14 protein-coding genes and 2 tRNA genes (1 of these 16 cut by a window edge) are annotated in these 18,644 nt (G+C 71.6%); 6 read left to right on the top strand and 10 right to left on the bottom strand.

Translation table 11 applies throughout. The annotated features are described in order from the left end of the window. Both ACQP2O_RS09545 and ACQP2O_RS09540 read right to left on the bottom strand, forming a co-directional pair. A protein-coding gene (locus ACQP2O_RS09545; protein WP_433181887.1) for a glycoside hydrolase family 28 protein crosses the window boundary here: on the bottom strand, nt 1-927 show its 5' portion. Its footprint begins 573 nt before the window's first position; 927 of the gene's 1,500 nt are visible here — the first part of the coding sequence; it begins with the start codon at nt 925-927; its stop codon lies off the left edge, out of view. Nucleotides 928-1,050: 123 nt separating this feature from the next. Next, nucleotides 1,051-2,103 carry a LacI family DNA-binding transcriptional regulator gene (locus tag ACQP2O_RS09540; protein WP_433181885.1) on the bottom strand — a complete coding sequence of 351 codons (1,053 nt, stop codon included), beginning with the start codon at nt 2,101-2,103 and terminating at the stop codon, nt 1,051-1,053. 437 nt (nt 2,104-2,540) lie between these two features. On the opposite strand from ACQP2O_RS09540, the gene ACQP2O_RS09535 reads away from it, so the two are divergent. Further along, on the top strand, nt 2,541-3,749 hold the full coding sequence (locus ACQP2O_RS09535) for an SGNH/GDSL hydrolase family protein (protein ID WP_433181883.1): 1,209 nt from the start codon (nt 2,541-2,543) through the stop codon (nt 3,747-3,749). Here the strand turns inward: ACQP2O_RS09535 and ACQP2O_RS09530 are convergent. Next, entirely contained in the window at nt 3,729-5,144 is a 1,416-nt protein-coding gene (locus ACQP2O_RS09530; protein ID WP_433181881.1) for an RNA-guided endonuclease InsQ/TnpB family protein, read from the bottom strand. The genes ACQP2O_RS09535 and ACQP2O_RS09530 overlap by 21 nt on opposite strands. 168 nt (nt 5,145-5,312) lie before the next feature. Between ACQP2O_RS09530 and ACQP2O_RS09525 the strand changes: the two genes are divergently transcribed. Both ACQP2O_RS09525 and ACQP2O_RS09520 read left to right on the top strand, forming a co-directional pair. Further along, nucleotides 5,313-6,380 carry a GDSL-type esterase/lipase family protein gene (locus tag ACQP2O_RS09525; protein ID WP_433181879.1) on the top strand — a complete coding sequence of 356 codons (1,068 nt, stop codon included), beginning with the start codon at nt 5,313-5,315 and terminating at the stop codon, nt 6,378-6,380. Then, on the top strand, nt 6,377-7,948 hold the full coding sequence (locus ACQP2O_RS09520) for a pectinesterase family protein (protein ID WP_433181877.1): 1,572 nt from the start codon (nt 6,377-6,379) through the stop codon (nt 7,946-7,948). Before ACQP2O_RS09525 ends, ACQP2O_RS09520 begins: the two co-directional genes overlap by 4 nt. Nucleotides 7,949-8,139: 191 nt before the next feature. Here the strand turns inward: ACQP2O_RS09520 and ACQP2O_RS09515 are convergent, their stop codons facing one another. Continuing rightward, a complete protein-coding gene (locus ACQP2O_RS09515) occupies nt 8,140-9,684 on the bottom strand; it encodes an alpha-L-fucosidase (protein WP_433181875.1) in 1,545 nt (514 codons plus the stop codon). 235 nt (nt 9,685-9,919) lie between these two features. Between ACQP2O_RS09515 and ACQP2O_RS09510 the strand changes: the two genes are divergently transcribed. Then, the gene (locus tag ACQP2O_RS09510) at nt 9,920-12,403 is read left to right on the top strand and encodes a glycoside hydrolase family 31 protein (RefSeq protein WP_433181873.1); all 2,484 of its coding nucleotides are present in this window, start codon (nt 9,920-9,922) and stop codon (nt 12,401-12,403) included. Between the two features lie 19 nt (nt 12,404-12,422). Beyond that, nucleotides 12,423-13,844 carry a glycoside hydrolase family 28 protein gene (locus ACQP2O_RS09505; protein WP_433181871.1) on the top strand — a complete coding sequence of 474 codons (1,422 nt, stop codon included), beginning with the start codon at nt 12,423-12,425 and terminating at the stop codon, nt 13,842-13,844. Between the two features lie 211 nt (nt 13,845-14,055). Here the strand turns inward: ACQP2O_RS09505 and ACQP2O_RS09500 are convergent, their stop codons facing one another. The 4 genes from ACQP2O_RS09500 to ACQP2O_RS09485 all read right to left on the bottom strand — a co-directional run bounded on the left by ACQP2O_RS09500 (nt 14,056) and on the right by ACQP2O_RS09485 (nt 16,988). Beyond that, the gene (locus tag ACQP2O_RS09500; protein ID WP_433181869.1) at nt 14,056-15,111 is read right to left on the bottom strand and encodes a tetratricopeptide repeat protein; all 1,056 of its coding nucleotides are present in this window, start codon (nt 15,109-15,111) and stop codon (nt 14,056-14,058) included. A 104-nt stretch (nt 15,112-15,215) separates the two neighbouring features. Continuing rightward, nucleotides 15,216-15,572, bottom strand: a complete 357-nt coding sequence (locus ACQP2O_RS09495; protein ID WP_433181868.1) for a DUF488 domain-containing protein — start codon at nt 15,570-15,572, stop codon at nt 15,216-15,218. 38 nt (nt 15,573-15,610) lie between these two features. Next, complete coding sequence (locus ACQP2O_RS09490) at nt 15,611-16,456, bottom strand: class I SAM-dependent methyltransferase (protein WP_433181866.1); 846 nt, start codon at nt 16,454-16,456, stop codon at nt 15,611-15,613. A 455-nt stretch (nt 16,457-16,911) separates the two neighbouring features. Then, nucleotides 16,912-16,988, bottom strand: a tRNA-Met gene (locus ACQP2O_RS09485). A gap of 331 nt (nt 16,989-17,319) precedes the next feature. Between ACQP2O_RS09485 and ACQP2O_RS09480 the strand changes: the two genes are divergently transcribed. Further along, nucleotides 17,320-17,820 (top strand): hypothetical protein, encoded by a 501-nt coding sequence (locus ACQP2O_RS09480; protein ID WP_433181864.1) that lies wholly within the window; start codon nt 17,320-17,322, stop codon nt 17,818-17,820. Nucleotides 17,821-17,825: 5 nt separating this feature from the next. On the opposite strand, the gene ACQP2O_RS09475 is transcribed toward ACQP2O_RS09480, so the two are convergent. Further along, nucleotides 17,826-18,467 carry a hypothetical protein gene (locus ACQP2O_RS09475; protein ID WP_433181862.1) on the bottom strand — a complete coding sequence of 214 codons (642 nt, stop codon included), beginning with the start codon at nt 18,465-18,467 and terminating at the stop codon, nt 17,826-17,828. A gap of 86 nt (nt 18,468-18,553) precedes the next feature. Next, a tRNA-Met gene (locus ACQP2O_RS09470) sits at nt 18,554-18,630 on the bottom strand. Between the last annotated feature and the right edge of the window lie 14 nt (nt 18,631-18,644).

Raw genomic sequence — 18,644 nt, 5'->3', positions numbered from 1 at the left:
CGCCTTGATCGCGATTCCGTCGTCACCTGCCTCGATGTAGGAGTCGTTGATCGTTACATTGCTGCCGCTCGGATCGATGCCGTCGGTGTTCTTGGCGGTGGCGGGTGTCTTGATGCGCACGCCCCAGACGGTGAATCCGTTCCCCTTGTAGGCGACGTGGAAATTCGGTGAGTTGATCAGGTTGAGGTCGTAGATCGTGAAGTCGTCGGCGGAGGCCTGCACCATGCGCGGGTTGTTCTGCTTCTTTCCGCTGTTCTTGGCCTGGAGGGCGATGTCCCACCAGCTCGTGCTCTGGCCGTACAGCGGCAGGTCGCCGCGCGCGTCGACGGTGCCCTGGTGTCCCGACGAGTCGCGGACGCCCATCAGCCCGGCGTGCGCCCCGCTCACGGTGATCAGCGGCTTGCATCCGCCGCTGTCGTCGGCGACGGTCCCGCACGTCGGCTTGCCCGACACCTGGTATCCGGCCGGGTTCAGCGAGCCGTACAGCGTGACGCCGCTGTCGATGACGAGGGTGACGCCGGCGCCGATGGTCAGCGGCCCGGTGAGGAACGCCGTGCTCGTACCGCTCGCCGTCAGCTCCACCGCCTTGCCGGTGCCCGCGCACTGGGTGAGCGCGGCCTGGACGCGGTCGGTGTCGGGCGGACTCGCCTCCTGAGCGGAGGTGAATTTCCGGTTCGATGCGGTCAGCCGGGCGGGCAACGCGGTACAGGTCGCCGGCCGGACCGGTTCGCTGACGGTGCGGCTGTCGCCCGTCGCCGCCGCGACCGCCCGCGTGGTGACGGCTCCGACGGCCGACGCCGGCCCGCGGGCCGGCGTGCCCGCCCCGCGAGGCGAGGCGGCCGGAGCCGCCGCGGTCGCCGGTGTCAGAGTGAGGACGACCAGGCCCGCGGCCGCCAGACCGGTGGCCGGTATCAGTGATCTCCGCATGACGGCCCCTAACGGGAAATGCTTTTCCGGACCGCGTCACCGTACGCCCGGGCCGTGGCTCACGCCAGAGATCTTTCGCCGTCTTTCACGACGGTACGGACCACCACATCGAGGCCGAATCGGTCACCGGTCAGCCGCGGTCTTCGGCAGAGAGCCGGCCACGTCGGCGGGTGCGGCGGTCGAGGCGCGTACGACCAGCTCCGGCGTGACCGTGACCACCGGGCCGTCTTCGCCGTCGGCACCGGTCTCGACGAACAGCTCCCAGGCCCGGCGGCCGAGGTCCTGCTTGTTCACCGTGACCGTGGTGAGGCGGGGAGAGACCAGACGGCTCAGCGAGATGTCGTCGAACCCGGTCAGCGATATCTCGTCGGGGACGGGCACGCCGAGCTCGTCGAACCGGGCGAGGGCGCCGAGGGCGACGTAATCGCTGAAGGCCATGACGGCCGTGGCCCGGGTCGCGAGGGCCGCGTCGGCGGCGCGGTGCCCGTCGACGCTGCTCGAACCGCAGGGGATCTGCACGATCTCCAGATCCGGCCCGGCGGCCGCTCGCAGCGCACGCTGCCGGGCGCGTTCGGACCAGGCGCGCGCGGGGCCACGCAGGTACGCGACGCGGCGATGACCGAGCTCCCGCAGGTGGCGGCAGATCGACGCGACGCCCGCCTCGAAGTCCACCGCGACCGCGGGGATCGACGCGCGGCTGAGCCGGTTGACGCAGACGAGCCGGGGCACGGCCTCCGCGAGCTCGGCGAGCTCCCACTGGCTCATCCGCGGTGAACACAGGACGACGCCGTCGGCCCACCGGGAGAGTTCGAGCGCGGCGTCGCGTTCGGTCGCGGACTTCTCGCCGGTGTCGGCGACGAGCGTGCGGAAGTCCGCCTGCTGGGCGGCGTTGGTCACCCCCTTGAGCACCTCCGCGAAGTAGGGGTTGCTCAGGTCGGGGACGACCACGCCGACCGCGGAGGTCGTGCCGCGAAGCAGTCCCTGCGCGGCCGGATTCGGCCGGTAGCCGAGTCGGGCGACGGCCGCGCGCACCCGCTGTTCCGGTCCTGCCGACACCGGTTTGGAACCGGTGAGGACACGCGAGACGGTCGCGGGAGAAACACCGGCCTCCCGTGCCACGTCGATGATCGTCGCCCGGGGCGGCCGCGCCCCCGTGCCGGTCTGCGCCCTGCCCATGGCGGCATTGCACCATACGAACACGCCTCACGGCGCATTGGATCCGCCGCGAAAGGCCGCGAAAGCGGTCTTGACGTCCCTGGACTGCCGTGTGATTTTCGGAAAAGGTTTTCCGCTCGGCCTCCCCCGGCGCCGGCGCGGCGGTCGTCACGGCGCACCCGCCATCGCGGCCGGAGAAGGTCACGAGGCGACGGGAGGCGGGCATGGCCCGATCGGCGGCTCGATGGTCATCCCCCGGATCGGCCACCGCGTGGTCCTCGCTGTGGTCGTCCCTACGATCGACGACCCCGTGGCGGCCCGGACGGTCGGCGGCTCGACGGCCGTCTCTCGGATCGACGACCCGGAGATCGACGGCTGCACGGCCGTCCCACGGATCGACGACCCGGAGGCCGTCCGGCCGGTCGCCGGCCCGGGGGCGATCCCCCCGGGCGGCGGCCGTGGTCGTCTCCGCTGCGGTGCTCGCTTCGACGGCCGTCGGCGCTGCCCCGCGGGCGCTGGCCGTCAAGCCGCAGCCCGCGGTGGGCATCTCGCGAACCTGGGTGGGCGCGTGGAGCGCGGCGCCCGTCACCGGCACCGGGAGCGGGTTCGGCGACCAGACCCTGCGCGAGGTCGTCCACACCACCATGGGCGGCGACCAGGTGCGGATCCGCCTCACGAACGCCTTCGGCACGGACGGTCTCGTCATCGGCGGGGCGACGATCGGGGTGCGCGCCACCGGCGCGACGCTCGCCGCGGGCACCGAGCTCCCGGTCACGTTCGGCGGGGCCCGGACGGTGGTCCTGCCGGCGGGCTCGGACGTGCTCAGCGACCCGGTGCCACTGGCGGTACCGACCGGCCAGGACCTGGCGGTGAGCCTGTACCTCCCCCGATCCACCGGCGCGGCGACCCGGCACCCCCTCGCCATGGCGACGTCGTACCTCGCGACCGGTGACCACGCGGCCGACGTGGACGGCGATGCGTTCACGTCGAAGGCCTCCACCTGGTACCTGATCGACGGGCTCGACGTCCGCGCCACGCCGGGCACGCGGGCGGTCGTGACCTTCGGCGACTCGATCACCGACGGCGCCCAGTCCACCGTCGACGCGAATCGGCGGTACCCCGACGATCTGGCGCGCCGGCTCCACGGCCGGGGACTGTCCGTGCTGAACGAGGGCATCTCCGGCAACCGGGTCCTCACCGACGCCGGTGGCTCCGGGGTGAGCGCGCAGGCCCGGTTCGACCGTGACGTCCTCGGCCAGACCGGGGTACGGGATGTGCTCTTCCTCGAAGGCATCAACGACATCGGCCACAACGCCGGTCCGGTGTCCGGCGAACCGGTCACGGCCGGCGACCTCATCGCGGGGATGACGAACCTCATCGCCCGGGCCCACGCGCACGGCCTGCGGATCATCGGCTGCACGCTGACGCCGATCGGCGGCTCGAAGTACGACACGCCCGAGGCGGAGCAGAAGCGGCAGGCCGTGAACGCCTGGATCCGCACGTCCCGCGCGTTCGACGGCGTCGTCGACTTCGACGCCGTCACCCGGGATCCGGCGGACCCGACGCGCTACCTCCCGGCGTACGACAGCGGCGACCACCTGCACCCCGGCGACGCCGGATACCAGGCGATGGCCGACGCGATCGATCTACGGCTGCTCTACCGATAGTGCCGCGTCAACGAACATTGGTGGTGAATTGACCATGTTGTTGATCCTCGCCCTCAGAGCGAGCGACTCCCCACCGGGTGGTGGGGCGGGCCGCGGCCGGCCAATGGCCCCGTCGACGGTGCCGTGATGGGGGCGTCGTCTTGGGTCACGCCGGGCTGGTCCGGTACCGGGGAGGTGCCGTCCGGCTCGACGGTGCGTGATCACCACCGGAAACTCGTTCGTGTTGGTGGTGATGGGTCCGCCCGGTCCACGCCGGGCGATATTGGCGCCGCCGACCAGGTCGCGGTGCCCGCTGAAACCACAATGCATACAAGTAAAAACGCGGCCGGTGGGTTTGGGCACCCTCCGGTCGCAGGCCGGACAGGTCGAGGACGTGCCGCGCTCATCGACCAGGACGACGCGGATCCCGGCCTGTTCGGCCTTGTCCTTCAGACAACGGAGCAGATACCCGACCCGCCACTCCCGGACGCGTCTGTTGTGCCGCCGCCCGGCCTTGACCTCCAGTACTCCGCGGGGATCCCCGACCATCAGCGTCCCGATCCGGCGTTGGGCGGCCCAGGTGACTACGGTCTTGGCCGCCTCATGCTGCGCCTGCTTCACCCGCCGCTTGTGCCGGGCCTCGAGCTTCCGCTGCCGGGCCCGGAACTTCCGCCACCGCCGCGACCCCGCCTGCCCCGGCTTCGGCGCCCGTGGGGCCATCTTGCGGCGGCGGTATTTGGTGTCCTTAAGGTGCACGTGGGTCTCGGCCCGGATCGCCCGCCCAGAAACCACCAGCCCTTCCCCGTCCGGCCCGGCCACCGCGAATGGATGAATCACTCCCGGATCCACCCCGGCAACCCGGTCCGGGGCGGGCTCACACCCGGGCTCATACGTGGCGACCGGGACCTCGGCGGTCACATCAACGAACAACCGGCGGCCGTCGTTCAACAAGGTGATCGACCGGACCTGATCGGCCGGATACGGAACCTCCCGGTCAAGTCGCAACCACAGCGGCGGGTACCCGCGTGCGACCGAAAGCCGCAGTCGCTGACCTTCGATCACAAAGTTGCCGTACCGGAAGCGCACCGGGACCAAGCCGCGTTTGCGACGAGGGAACCTCGCGGTGGCGTCACCGTTCTTGCGGCGTTTGGCGGCGGCAAACCACGCGTCGCTGTAGCGGCGCAGCACACCTTCGGCGCATTGGGCATTCAGCTCCCCGAAAGTTCCAGACCCGGCCTGATGCAGCTCGCGGCACAGCTGTTGGAAGTCCACGATGCCGTACAGGCCGCGCTGGCGCCGCCACCGATTCATGTCCAGCACGCATGCCCACACGTCCCCGGCCGAGGCCAGCAGCCCGAAACCTCGCCGCCGCTGGGCGGGCGTGAGGCGCAGACTGACCCGGGCGGTGCGCAGCACCGCCCGAGGCGCATCCGAATCAACACGTCGAGGCACAAGACGATTACAGCAGGTGCCTACGACAGAACAGCGCCGCCGGTAATCGGGATGCGTTCTGATCATCGAAGTGCCCGATCACCCCGGCCGATTACACGACCAAGGTTGCTCGACACGGCGCTAGGAGGCCCCATGTCCGGGTTCCTGAAGATCGCTTCGCTGGTTTTGCTGGGCACGGCGCCCCTGGCCGCCGTGCCCGCCCCTGCGACGGCGGACTCCGTCGTACGGCCTGGCGATCCGCGGCTGCGGTACATGGGGCACTGGGGTCACGTACGAGGTGCGGCGATCACCGTCAACTCCGGGTCCGAGCTGACCTTCCGGTTCACCGGGCACACGCTCACCGGCCTGTTCGACGCCTCGACGATCACTGTGCCGTCGCAGATCTACGTCTCGATCGACGGCGGCCCGCGGACGCTCTACAAGGTGGATCGCGACGAGATCGACTTCACGCCGGCCGCGCTGCCGGGCCGACGGCACACGGTGACGATCGCCGTCAAGGACGTCGACGAGTACGAGAACCGGTGGATCCTGCCGCTGCAGTCCGGCATCGTGCTCACCGGCTTCCGGCTCGGGCCGCGCGCCCGGGTGCTGCCGACGCCTCGCCCGCGGGGGCCGCGCGTCGAGTTCTACGGCGACTCGATCACCGAGGGCGTGGCCGCGCTGTGTGACCACACCGGGGTGGACTGCGCCGACGGCACGGTCGATTACGCCAACCTGACCGGGCGGGCGTTCCACGCCGACTTCGACCAGGTCGGGTTCGGCAAGCAGGGCATCATCCAGCCGGGCCACGGCAACGTCGGGACCGCCGCGCAGTCGTTCGGGTGGAACTTCGCCGGCTCCCCCGCCGACGACCGCTTCCGGCCGGGAGCGGTCGTCGTCAACGAAGGCACCAACGACGTCCCGTACCCCAGCGCCGACTTCGAACCCGGCTATCTCGCCTACCTGCGGGAGATCCGCACCGCGTACCCGCGCGCCTGGATCTTCGCGATGCGGCCGTTCGGCGGCTACCACGCCGACGACATCGCCACAGCGGTCCGCTCGACGGACGATCCGCGCGTGGTCTACGTCGACACCACCGGCTGGCTGTCGGCGGCCGACGGTGACTACAACGGCGGCCATCCGAACGTCCAAGGGCACCGGAAGGCCGCCGATCGCCTCATCCCACTGATCGCGGCGACCACGGGGTGGCGGACGCGATGAGACGCCCCACCGCCTCCCTCCGCCCGCCGCTCGCCCCGGCCGCTCTCCTCATCGCGGGGTTGCTCGCCGCCCCCTCAGCCGCCGCCCCCTCAGCCGCCGGGTCCGCGCCGCGCGTCACACCCGCCGCCGCGCGGTTCGCCGCCACCAGTGCTCCCCCTGCCGACGCCGGGCAGGTCGCTCAGGCCGGTGTTCCTTCCGCGACCGCCGTGTCCGGGCGGCTCTCGCCGGGTGGGCGGCACCGCGGGGTGTGCGTGGACACGCCGCTGCGGCTCACCGCGGACCGGCCGCTCCAGACCGGCGCCTCCGGTCGCATCGAGGTGCACCGTGCGGACGGCACCGTCGCGGACACGATCGACCTGGCCGACCCTCGCTCGTACCACCGCACGATCGGCGACGCGGTCTCCGACACCGGAGTCCCCCACTCCTTCGCGTACCACCCGGTGCTCGTGGACGGGAACACCGCGACCATCCGGCTGCACCGTCGGCTCGACTACGGCCGGGCGTACTACGTCACGGTCGATCCCGAGGTGTTCCCCGGGTTCCCCGGCATCCAGGACCCGGCGACGTGGCGGTTCCGGACCCGGGCCGCCCCGCCGCGCACCGTGTCGCGGCTGCTGACGGTCGCCGCGGACGGCACGGGCGACTTCTGCACGGTGCAGGGCGCGATCGACTTCGTCCCCGAGGGCAACACGCGGCCGGTTCTGATCGACGTCCGCCCCGGCACGTACCAGGAGATCGACTACGTCCGTGCCGACCGCCCGCACCTGACCGTGCGCGGCGCGGGCCGGGACCGGACGGTCATCGAGTACGACAACAACAACAAGCTCAACGGGGACACCGCGCTCGCCGGGTCGACCGATCCGGGGGACGTCTGCCCGCGTCAGGTGCTGCCGGGCCACGACAAATTCAACTGCTGGCGGTCGCTGTTCGGCGTCGAGGCGGACGACTTCCGGCTCCGGGACATCACGCTGCGCAACACCACGCCGTACGGTGGATCGCAGGCGGAGGCGTTCCGGGGGAACGCGGACCGGATCACGTTGCGGCGGGTGACCCTGGAGAGCTTCCAGGACACCCTGCGCCTGCAGGGGCGCGGGTTCGTGACCGACAGCCTCATCGCGGGGGACGTGGACTTCGTGTGGGGCACCGGTTCGGTGTTCGTCCGGCGCACCGAGCTGCGGTCCCTGCACGGCGGCTACGTCACCCAGGCGCGGAACGACGCCACGCACCCCGGCTACGTGTTCGTCGACGACCGCCTCACGCGCGGGCCGGAGGCACCGGACGCCTCGGTGTACCTCGGGCGGGTGGACCCGACGGTGTACCCGGCCAGTCAGGTGGTCTTCGTGCGGACGGTGATGGACGCGCACATCCGGCCCGACGGCTGGCAGCTGAACAACGCCGGCTGCGACAAGGCGCTGGACGTGCGCTTCTGGGAGTACGGCAGCACCGATCTCGCCGGGCGGCCGCTCGACACCGCCGCCCGCCTGCCGTGCTCACGGCGGCTGACCGACGCCGAGGCGGCCTGGTGGAGTGACCCGGCGCACGTGCTGGGCGGCTGGCGGCCCAGGTGAGCGCGACCCCGGTGAGCCGGGTCCGGGTGAGCCCAGGCCCGGCGCATCCGATTCCGGGAGGCTCCGCCGTACGGCGGCCGATGCGTCCGGGCTCTATGCGCTCGGACCCGGTCCCCTCGGATCCGGTCCGTTCGGGCCCGATGCGCTCAGGCCCGATCCGTTCGGACCTGTTGCGCTCAGACCCGATGCGCTCAATGGACGGCGATGACGCAGGGGTAGTCGGGGCCGTGCCCCGGGGCGCGCGACGGAAGTGTGATCACGATCGAGCCGTCCTGGCGGGTCCACTCGAGCGGCCGGCCGTGGTGGCCGAGGAGGCGCATCCGTGCGCCGTCGGCGATCGGCAGGTCGCCGGGCACGGTCAGCGTGGCGCCGGGCCAGCTCAGCGGGATGATGTTGAACGTCCCCGGGGAGACGGTGTAGCGCACGTCGCCGTCCTGGGCGCGCTGCCACGGCGTCGTCCCGTAGATCGCCGATCCGTTGACGCGGAGCCAGTCGCCGAGGGCGATGAGGCGTTCGCGCTGCCAGTCGGCGATGGTGCCGTCGTGGCGGGGGCCGATGTTGAGCAGCAGGTTGCCGTTCTTGGCGACGATGTCGACGAGCAGCTGGACGAGGGCGGGCTCGGACTTGATGCGGGCCGGGTCCTCGTGCGTGTCGTACCCCCAGGAGCGGCCCATGGTGAGACACGCCTCCCAGGGCGTGGATCGCAGCTTGTAGCTCGACTTGTCGCCCTCGGAGACGGCGAAGTCGGCGTGGCCGGCCCGGAACCGGTCGTTGACCATGACGTCGCGGCGACGCTCGACGGCGCGGTTGTAGTAGTACGCGAGGACCTCGCCGCTGCGCCAGTCGAGGTCCTTGGGGCAGAAGATCGAGCCCGCGCCGAGGTCCTCGTGCCAGTTCTGGCCGTCGGCCCACAGCAGGTCGGGGTCGTAGCGGTCGATGAGGGTCCGCAGGTGGACGTGCTCGTAGTCGGCGACGTAGTCCTTGACCGGGACGTAGCCGGTGTACGGGATGGGGGCGCGGGTGTACGGGTCCCAGGGCGGGGTGCCGAGCGCCGGGTTGTAGAACTCGCCGAGGGAGTAGTACAGGCCGCGGCGCAGCCGCGAGTGACGGGCGGCGGCGAACAGCTCGCCGACGAGGTCGCGGCGCGGCCCGAGCACGGCGGCGTTGCGGCGCGAGACCGCGTTGGGGAACAGCTGGAACCCGTCGTGGTGCTTCGACGTCAGCACGAAGTAGCGCGCCCCGGCCCGCTCGAACAGCCGGACCCACGCGTGCGGGTCGTAGCGCTCGGCGGTGAAGCGGGGGATGAAGTCGTCGTAGGCGACGCCCGGCCCGTACGTGCTCAGGTGGTGCTGGTAGGTGCTGTCCTTGCCGGCCGCGCTGATGCGCATCGCGTAGAAGTACCACTCGGCGGCGTGGTAGTCGACGGTGTCGCCCCAGGCGGGCACCGAGTAGACGCCCCAGTGGATGAAGATCCCGAACTTGGCGTCGCGGTACCACGGCGCGACCGGGTGCGTGTTCAGCGACGCGGGCGACGGGTCGTACGGGCCGGCGGCCGTTCCGGCGACCGCGTCGTACGGGCCGGTGGCCGTTCCGGCGAGCGCCGCCGGTCCGCGCAGAGGGGTGAGCGCGGCCGCCCCGGCCAGGGCTGCGCCGCCCAGGAACGCGCGGCGGTTCACCCCCGGGTGGGGCCTGCCGCGGTCCCGGCCGTTTCGGCGACTCGCTGCTGCGTCGGTCACGATTCGCGTCCCCTCATGGTTGACGGGCGAGCGGGAAAAGGTTTTCCTTCCCTCAGGACGAACAGTACGACGCCACCGCCCGTTCGGGAAGACGCGGGCGTGACCATCGACCCCGACCGCCGGCCCCATCCGCTGACCCAGACCGCCGGCCCCGCCCGCCGACCCTGGCTTGCCGACCCCGCCCATGGACTCGGACCTCCGGACCCGCCTTCACCGCCCCAGGAGGAAGCTCCTCGTGATCCACCGCCGAACGCCCGCCCGGCTCCGCCGCCGCGCGATCGTGCCGCTTCTCGGTCTCCTTCTCCCGCTCGCGTTCGCCCCGCCGGGCGCGCGGGCCGCCGAATCCCCGGCGGCCTGGCGAGTCACCGCCGCGCCGTTCGGGCTGACCTTCCTCGACCACGGACGAGCGATCACCCAGGAGGCGGGCGGAACGTCCACCGGTCCGGGCGGGCGGCTGTCCTACCAGGTCGGCGGCTCGGCCACCTCCCAGGAGGGCGCGACGTACCACCGGCTCACCGACCTCGTGGCCCGGCACGACGTGCGCGGCGGCACGGCGTACACCGTCGCGACGGACGAGCCCGGGCGGACCGCGACCGTCACGGTCACGCGGGCCCCGCAGGGCGTCCGGGTGCGCTGGTCGTTCGCCCCGTCGAGCGACGTCACGGCCGTGTTCGAGGCGCTGACGGCGCGCGGCGACGAGCACTACCTCGGCGGCAGCTCGGCCGCGTACGTGGACCTGCGCGGGCACATCCGTGGCTGGAGCCCGGGCAAGGAGGGCAACGAGGCCGGCGACTACTGCCAGAACCAGGAGCAGGCCGCGAGCACCTTCTACCTCAGCTCCGGCGGGTACGGGCTGCGGGCCGCCACGGACCACGTCGGCCGGTTCGCGTTCCCCGGCGCCACCCAGCAGAGCGACGGTCCGACCTGCGCGAAGACACCGAAGCCGCCGACCGGCGCGGCCGAGCCGTACCCCTGCCCGGTCGCGGCGACCGCGCAGCCCGACCGCGTGCAGATCTGCGTGAAGGACGCCGAGCTGACCTACGACGTCTACACCGGCTCACCGGCCGCGGTGACGAACGCGTACTACCGGACGGTGGGGCTGCCGGGCATGCCGCCGGCGAGCCAGTTCGCGCTGATGAAGTGGCGTGACGTCAACGCCGACCAGGCGCAGGTGCTGGACGACGTGGCGCAGATGAAGAAGCTGGACATCCCGCTCGGCACCATCTGGATCGACAACCCGTGGGAGCACCAGCCGGCCGGGAACACTCACCGGATCAACGGCAGTGCCTGCACCAACACCGGGGAGTTCGACCCGACGTTCTTCCCGGACCCGCAGAAGATGATCGACTCGATCCACGCGCAGGGCGTGCGGTTCGGGCTGTGGGTGACCTCCCACGTCGTGAGCGCCCCGTCGTCGGCCCAGGGCGGCGGCACCTGCGCCGGCCTCAACGACATCTGGGCGAAGAACGGCTGGCTCGTGCCCGGCACCAACTACATCGACTTCACGAACCCGGCCGCGCGCGAGCGCTACGTCGAGCAGCTCACCCGCATCTTCCGGATGGGCGTCGACATGGCCAAGGAGGACCGGGCCGAGGAATACCGCCTGGAGACGACGCAGTTCGCGGGCGGCTCGGGCGCGGGCCTGTACCTGCGGTACCCGGACCTGTACCAGTCGGCGGTCACCGAGGCGATGCGGCGGGCGCACGGCAACGACTTCGAGACGCTCGTACGAGCCGGGGTGCCCGGCACCGCGCAGCACACGCACGGCATGTGGGGCAGCGACGTGTTCGAGACGTTCGCGGGGCTGCGCACCTCGGTCCGGTACGGCACGAGCGAGTCGCTGACCGGGCACTTCGCCTGGGGCTCCGACACGGGCGGCATCGACCCGCAGTCGCCCGCGGACGCGACGAACAGCCCGACGCCGTCGCTGTTCACCCGCTGGGCGCAGTTCAGCGCGGTCAGCCCGGTGTTCGAGGTCGGCGGGGCGGGACTCAACGCGACGCCGTGGAAGTACGACGCGGACACGGTCCGGCGGTTCCGCGACGCGGTCGTGCTGCACTACGAACTCTTCCCGTACCTGTACGGGCTGGCGCGGAACGCCGCGCGTACCGGCGTGCCGATCCTGCGGGCCGTCGGCTTCCAGTACCCCGGCGACCAGGCCGCCTGGGCCCAGGACCAGGAGTTCATGGTCGGCCCGGACCTGCTGGCCGCCCCGGTCACCGCCGACCGGGCCGACGCGGACGGCGCGGCGGGCCGGCCCACGCCGGTGCAGGTGTACCTGCCGGCCGGGCGCTGGGTCGACCTGTACAGCGGCGAGGTCGTCGACGGCGGGCGCACGATCACGCGGCAGACGAGCCTGGACGAGTTCCCGCTCTACCTCCGGGCGGGCGCGACCATCGGCTTCAACTCCCGTGTCCTCGGCGGCTGGCGGACCGACGAGCTGTCCAAGCCCGGCCTCACCGGATGGCTGTACGCCCCCGGCGCCGACGGTACGGCCCGGTTCCGGGTGCCGGCGACGACCGGCCGGGCGCAGGTCGTCGTGCCGCTGCGGCAGCCGCCGCGCTCGGTCACCGTGGACGGCCGCACGCTACCCCGCGCGGCGGACGCCACGGCGCTGCGCGCCGCGGGCGGCGGGTGGACCTTCACCTCCGGGCCGTTCGGCGGAGTCGTCCTCACGCTGACGTCGCAGGGCCACCCCGCCGACGTCACCATCCGATGACCACATTCCAGGAGGAACAATGACGGGACCTTGGCCCAGGCGGCGCTTCCTCGGCGTGAGCGGCGCCGTCGTCGGCGGCGGGCTGCTGGCCTCCGCCCTCGGCGGGCCGGCCCTCGCCGACGCGGACCCCTGGCGGACGGCCGACAAGATCCGGCGACGGGTACGCCCACCGCGGTTCCCGCACCACCGAGTCCGGGTCACCGACTTCGGGGCGAAGGGCGACGGGACCACCGACTGCTCGCGCGCCTTCGACGCGGCGATCAAGGCGTGCGCCCGGCGGGGCGGCGGCCACGTCGTCGTCCCGCCCGGCCGCTACCTGACCGGGCCGATCCGGCTGCGCAGCCACATCGACCTGCACGTCGAAGAGGGCGCGACGATCGCGTTCAGCACCGACCCGGCGAAGTACCCGCCCGTGTACACGCGCTGGCAGGGCATCGAGTGCTACAACTACTCGCCGTTCATCTACGCGTACGAGGCCCGGAACATCGCGATCACCGGGAAGGGCACGCTTGATGGGCAGGCGAGCAACACCGCCTGGTGGCCGTGGTCCGGCAGCGCGACGTACGGCTGGAAGCCCGGCGACCCGCAGCAGGGCCCCGACTGGACGCTGCTGCAGCAGTGGGCCGACCAGGGCGTCCCCGTGGCCGACCGCGTCCTCGGCAGCGGGCACTACCTGCGCCCGAACATGATCCAGCCGTACAAATGCGAGAACGTCCTCGTCGAGGGCGTCACGATCGTGAACTCCCCCATGTGGGAGATCCACCCGGTCCTGTCGCGGACCGTCCTCGTCCGCGACGTCACGGTCGACAGCCACGGCCCGAACAACGACGGCTGCGACCCCGAGTCCTGCACCGACGTCGTCATCACCGGCAGCACCTTCGACACCGGCGACGACTGCATCGCCATCAAGGCGGGCCGCAACGCCGACGGCCGTCGCGTCAACGTCCCGAGCCGGAACATCCTCGTCGAGGGCTGCGAGTTCCGCGACGGCCACGGCGGCGTGACCATCGGCAGCGAGATGACCGGCGGCGTCAGCTCCGTCTTCGCCCGGAACCTGCGGATGACCAGCCCCAACCTCAACAGCTGCCTGCGCCTGAAGACCAACTCCATGCGCGGCGGCTACATCCACGACGTCCACATGAAGGACGTCGAGGTCGGCCAGCTGGCCGTCGCCGCGATCCAGATCGACTTCTACTACGACGAGGGGCCCGGTCACCCGTACAACCCGTCGGTGAGCGGGATCCACGTGGAGAACGTGCACGTCGGCACCACGAAGTACGTGCTGGACATGCGCGGCTACCCCGACGCCCCGATCAAGGACGTCACGCTCGCGCACTGCCGGTTCGACAAGGCGACGGCCACCGACATCGTGGAGAACGTCCAAGGTCTCGTCCTCACCGACGTCACCGTCAACGGCTCCCCGGTCGGCGCACCCGCCTGACCCGGTCGCCGCGCGCACCGTGCCTGCGCCCCGGAACCCCGGGGCGTACGGCGAAGACGTCCGGAAACCCCGGGCGTACGGCGGGGACGGCCCGACACCCCTGGGACGTCCCCGCCTCGTGTGCCGCCGTCGGCGGTTCCGGCAGGGGATACGGCGCCGGTGACGCATCGCGGCCGGCGTCAGGGGCCCAGCGGCCACGAGGCGGCGCGGCTCAGCGCTGCCTCAGCTGCCGCAGCACGTTCGACGCCATCTCCTTGACCTGACGGTCGCCCTGCTTCATCGCCGCGCGCAGGTGGCGCTCCGCGGCGACCGCGTCGGTGTCGGCGAGGACCACGCCGACGTAGCAGTGTCCGAGCGCCGCGACGTTCCGGTCCGGTGAGCCGGTGGCCGTCTCGAAGCACGCGAACGCCTCGCGCACCCGGTTCGCCTCCATGTAGATGATCCCGAGGTTGACCGCGGCCTTCGGGGTGAACTCCGGGTCTCCCGTGGCGTAGGCCGTCTCGAGGGCGTCCCGGGCGCCCTCCGCGTCCCCCGCCCCGAGGAGGATCTCGCCGAGGTGGAACGCGGCGCGGGGCGCCGCCGACGGGACGCCGGACTCCATCGCCTCCCGGTACAGCGGGATCGAGCCCTCGACGTCGCCCAGACGGTCACGGATGAGCGCCAGTTGGAGGGCCGCCTGGGGCACGACGTGCGCCACCCCGCACTCGAACGCCACGGCCAGCACCTGGACCGCCCGCTCGTCGTCGCCGGCGTCGGTCAGCATCTCCGCCAGGGACAGCGCCGCCAGGCCCGCGCTCCTGGGCCGTGGCCAGCCGGCCGCCTTCTCGTACTCCGCGGCCGCCTGCGCGCGTTTCCCCCGTGACTCGAGGATGACGCCGCGCAGGTAGGCGGCCTCGGCGACCACGTCGAGATCCGGGTTCGCGAGCGCGACCGCGCCGTCGGCCTCCTCCAGGGCCTTGCGGTGCCTGCCCCGCGAGAGCTCGATCCAGCCGAGCGCCAGCTTCCCGGCGGCCATGAGCTTGACGTCGCCCTCGGCGAACGCGCTCACGGCGACGAGCTGCGCGGTGTCGTGGGAGCCGAGCGTCGCGAGCCCTCCGCTGAGGTCCAGCACCAGGTCGAAGTCGAGCCGCAGCGCGTTCTGCTCGAGTAGTGCCTCGACCTGTTCCGGCGAGCGGATGAGTTCGGCCAGCCGCGCCTCGTGTTCGGCCTCCAGGATCGCCGAGACCAGAGCCTCATCCGAGTCCTCACCGGTCGGTTCCGCGGACATCGACTCACCGCCCTTTCAGCGAAATGCTGGGAGATGAACGGAAAATATCACTGGAGATCTTCCACTCCGCGTCGGTGCCGGGGCGGTACAGGCCCCGGGCCGGGTCACCGGCCGAGCTGCTCCCGGAGGTGGTCGCGGAGGACGACCGCCTGGTTGTGGTCGGAGTCGCGCGCGGAGTACAGGAGGGTCACCGGCCCCTGCCGGGCGGCCTCCAGCAGCGGGCGTACGGCGTCGGGGTGATCGTCGAGTTCGCGGCGGTAGCGCTCGGCGAACTCCGTGAAGCGCTCGGGCCGGTGCCCGAACCAGCGGCGCAGATCGTCCGAGGGCGCGACGTCGCGCGGCCAGCCGTCGAGCTTGAGGTCGCTCTTGCGCACGCCGCGCGGCCAGAGCCGGTCCACGAGGAAGACCGCGCCCTTCGCGTCCTCCGCCTCGTACACCCGGCGAATCTCTATCGCGCCCACACCCGGGTCCTACCCACGGGCCGGGCACTCGAGCGCCGTCACGTCGAGGCGGCGAAGCGGGCGGTCATGATGGGCAGGCCGGTGACGCCGAGCTCACGGACCGCGCGGAGGCGGTTCAGCACGGGGAACACGGCGCCGTACAGCGGTCCGCGGCCGCGCGGAGGGCGGAGGTCCCGGAGTTCGGCGATGTTCGGCAGGGCTCGGATCCTGGCCTTCTCGGCCGCGTCCACGGCCCACGGCATCGGGGGCGCCTGGTAGCCCTGCGCGGTCTTCATCTGCCCGCTGAGCGTGCGCCGGCTGAACCAGGGCGGCACGCCGTCGAACACCATCGTGGCGCCGGGGAACCGCTCCGCGCATCGGGCGATGAGCCGGTGGACCTCGTCGGGCTGGAAGTACATCAGGAGGCCCTGCGCGGACAGGAGCAGGCCCTCGGCGGGGTCCACGTGCGGCATCCACTCGTCGTCCAGCGCCGAGCCGGCGAGGGTCCGGCGGCGGGGCGGATCGTCGGGGAACAGGCGGGTGCGCAGCTCGACGGTCTCGGGAAGGTCGACGGTGAGCCAGCGGACCCGGCCGTCGTCGACCCGCCAGAACTGCGTCTCCAGCCCCTCACCGAGCGCGACCACCTGCCCGCCGGGGTGTTCGGCCAGGAACCGCCGGACCTCCTCGTCGAAGCAGCGGGCGCGCAGGGCCTGCCACTGCCCGAGACTCCCCGTGCCGAAGCGGTCCGCGAAGGGATAGTCCAGGGAGTCGACGAGCTCGACCGCCTTGGGATCACGGAGGACCGCGTCCGGCCGCCTGGCCTCGGTCGCGCGCTGATAGAGGTTCCACAGGAGCGTCTCGGGGACGCCGTCGAGGTCGACCCTCGACTTCTCACGGTCCGGCATCCGCCCTCCTTCGGCGCGGTCGCAGGCGGGAAGATCGGCGTTCGGGCGCCACCCGGATACGACGAACCCCGGCACCGGTGGGTTCCGGTGCCGGGGTTCGTGGTGACGGCACGACCGCCGGTCGGGCGGACGGCGTCACTGGGGCGGCGCCGCGGGGGTCGGCGCCGCCGAAAGGACAGCGGGTGAGCGTTCCGCTCATCCGCCGTTGGGGTGTCGAAGTCAGGACTTGATCATGCGGATCAGCGCTTCCCGCTCTGCGGATCCGCGCCGGCGATGCCGGCAACGGGTCCGCGTGAGGAAGCGTTGATCGTCGATACTTCCAGGCCACGGCCGGGTGCCGCGAGAGTCCACGGTCCCCAGATCAAAGCCCGCGAGCAGGGACCGGAGGCCTAATCACTGGGAATGGCGTTGGGCACGAAAAAAGAGGCCCAGAGATGAATCTCCGGGCCTCTCATTGGTAGCGGGGGCAGGATTTGAACCTGCGACCTCTGGGTTATGAGCCCAGCGAGCTACCGAGCTGCTCCACCCCGCGGCGGATGTCCCAACCGTATGCGGATCCGTGTCCTTGCGCAAATCGATATGCCGCCACCGGCCGGCATGACCGCGCCCTGGCCGCTCCGACGTGGGCGGCCGCACCGATGACGGCCGCGACCGTGGTGACGGTGGTGACGGTGGTCCGGCCGCACGACGGGCGCCTTTGAGTGGCACGGCACGGGGCCGGCTGCGAATACGCGGAGATGGCGAGCGCCGACTGACCGCCCATTGATGCCGATTCTCGACAGAACCTCAAAAGTCACAGAAAAGCAGCTGAGTGAAACCCTAATATGAGCGCTTTCGTCACCCCTCGAGCGAAGGAATGGTTCGTGAAGCTTGCTCTTCGTGTTATCGCGGCCGGCAGTATCGCCACGGCGTTGGTCGGGACCATGAGTGCCGCCGCCGACGCCTCGACGACCGACTCCACCGTCACCATCACCGCAACCCGAGCGGCCGGACCCGGGCTGCGGGCCGACGTGATCACCTGCAAGATCACGACGCACAACCCCCACTACTCGCACCACGCGGCCGCGAAGAACCGCGACATCGTGAACGTCACGGCCGACATCACGTGCAGCAAGAAGGTGTCGGGGCTGGCCATCCAGGTGGCCCTGTACAAGGGGAAGTCGCTATACAAGAAGAGCGGCGTGAAGAAGGCCTACGGCAAGAACAGGATCAGCCAGAACGCCGCGCGCCGCTGCGTCAAGAAGCAGAATTACACCGGCGTCGCCGCCGGGACGGTCGTCTTCCCCGCCGGGTACACGCCGCCGTCCAAGAACGTCCGCTCCCAGAGCAAGACCGTCTACATCGGGGCCTGCAAGAAGAAGTGACGCGGTCAGCCGAGCGGATCGGACAGCTCGGCCGATAGCGCCTCGATGCGTGCTCCGCCCGTCAGGTCCTCGGCCAGGCGGGCGGATCCGCCCACATAGGTGGCGTCCAGGTCGACGTCGGTCGCCACGCACCAGGCCCGGTCCCGCGGCCAGAAGAGGTTCGGGGACTGGGGAAAGAAGTAACCGTCGCCTCGGTCCCCCATCTCCGTCGCGGCGTCGAGCGGGCCCGCGAACAGCAGGTAGTCGCGTCCCGGCAGGTGGATCTTCGGGCCGTCGGCGTCGAGCCAGCCCCAGCCGTCCCACAGGCCGAAGTAGCACTCCTGCGGCGTGGTCGTGTGCGCCGCCAGGATCTCGCAGAGGACCGGCAGCAGCGCCGCGGGGAACGACCCCGCCCAGGGCTCTTCGTCCTCCGGGCCGGCGATGTCCGTGAACCGCGTCCGGGAGCCGACGACGCTCCCCGATCGCTCCGCCACCTCGCTCCAGCGCAGCATCCGCCCGTCCGCGGACTCCGTGGGATGCGGCAACCGCGCGTACGCCTCGAACCCTCCGGGGAGCAGGGCGTGCACGCCGGAGTCGAAGTCGCCGGTCCCCTCTTCGATCCACGCGGCGGGCGAGACGTCGGTGAGCGAGCGCAGCCGAGAGACCATGACTCAAGCCTCCGGCCCGGCCCGGGGAGGCGCAAGCTGATCAATGAACAAGGGGCCCGGAGGATGATCCTCCGGGCCCCTTGGCCTGGTAGCGGGGGCAGGATTTGAACCTGCGACCTCTGGGTTATGAGCCCAGCGAGCTACCGAGCTGCTCCACCCCGCGGCGATGGCTTAACT

The sequence above is a fragment of the Actinoallomurus sp. CA-150999 genome, assembly GCF_050942425.1.
Taxonomy (GTDB): domain Bacteria; phylum Actinomycetota; class Actinomycetes; order Streptosporangiales; family Streptosporangiaceae; genus Actinoallomurus.
The sequence above is the reverse complement of the archived record's forward strand: the minus strand, read 5'-3'. Positions and strand labels throughout refer to the sequence as shown.

Coding starts and splice junctions, on each gene's coding strand:
- ACQP2O_RS09540 (WP_433181885.1), bottom strand. CDS start 2,103: ATGGGCAGGGCGCAGACCGGCACGGGGGCGCGGCCGCCCCGGGCGACG.
- ACQP2O_RS09525 (WP_433181879.1), top strand. CDS start 5,313: ATGTCCGGGTTCCTGAAGATCGCTTCGCTGGTTTTGCTGGGCACGGCG.
- ACQP2O_RS09520 (WP_433181877.1), top strand. CDS start 6,377: ATGAGACGCCCCACCGCCTCCCTCCGCCCGCCGCTCGCCCCGGCCGCT.
- ACQP2O_RS09505 (WP_433181871.1), top strand. CDS start 12,423: ATGACGGGACCTTGGCCCAGGCGGCGCTTCCTCGGCGTGAGCGGCGCC.
- ACQP2O_RS09500 (WP_433181869.1), bottom strand. CDS start 15,111: ATGTCCGCGGAACCGACCGGTGAGGACTCGGATGAGGCTCTGGTCTCG.
- ACQP2O_RS09490 (WP_433181866.1), bottom strand. CDS start 16,456: ATGCCGGACCGTGAGAAGTCGAGGGTCGACCTCGACGGCGTCCCCGAG.
- ACQP2O_RS09475 (WP_433181862.1), bottom strand. CDS start 18,467: ATGGTCTCTCGGCTGCGCTCGCTCACCGACGTCTCGCCCGCCGCGTGG.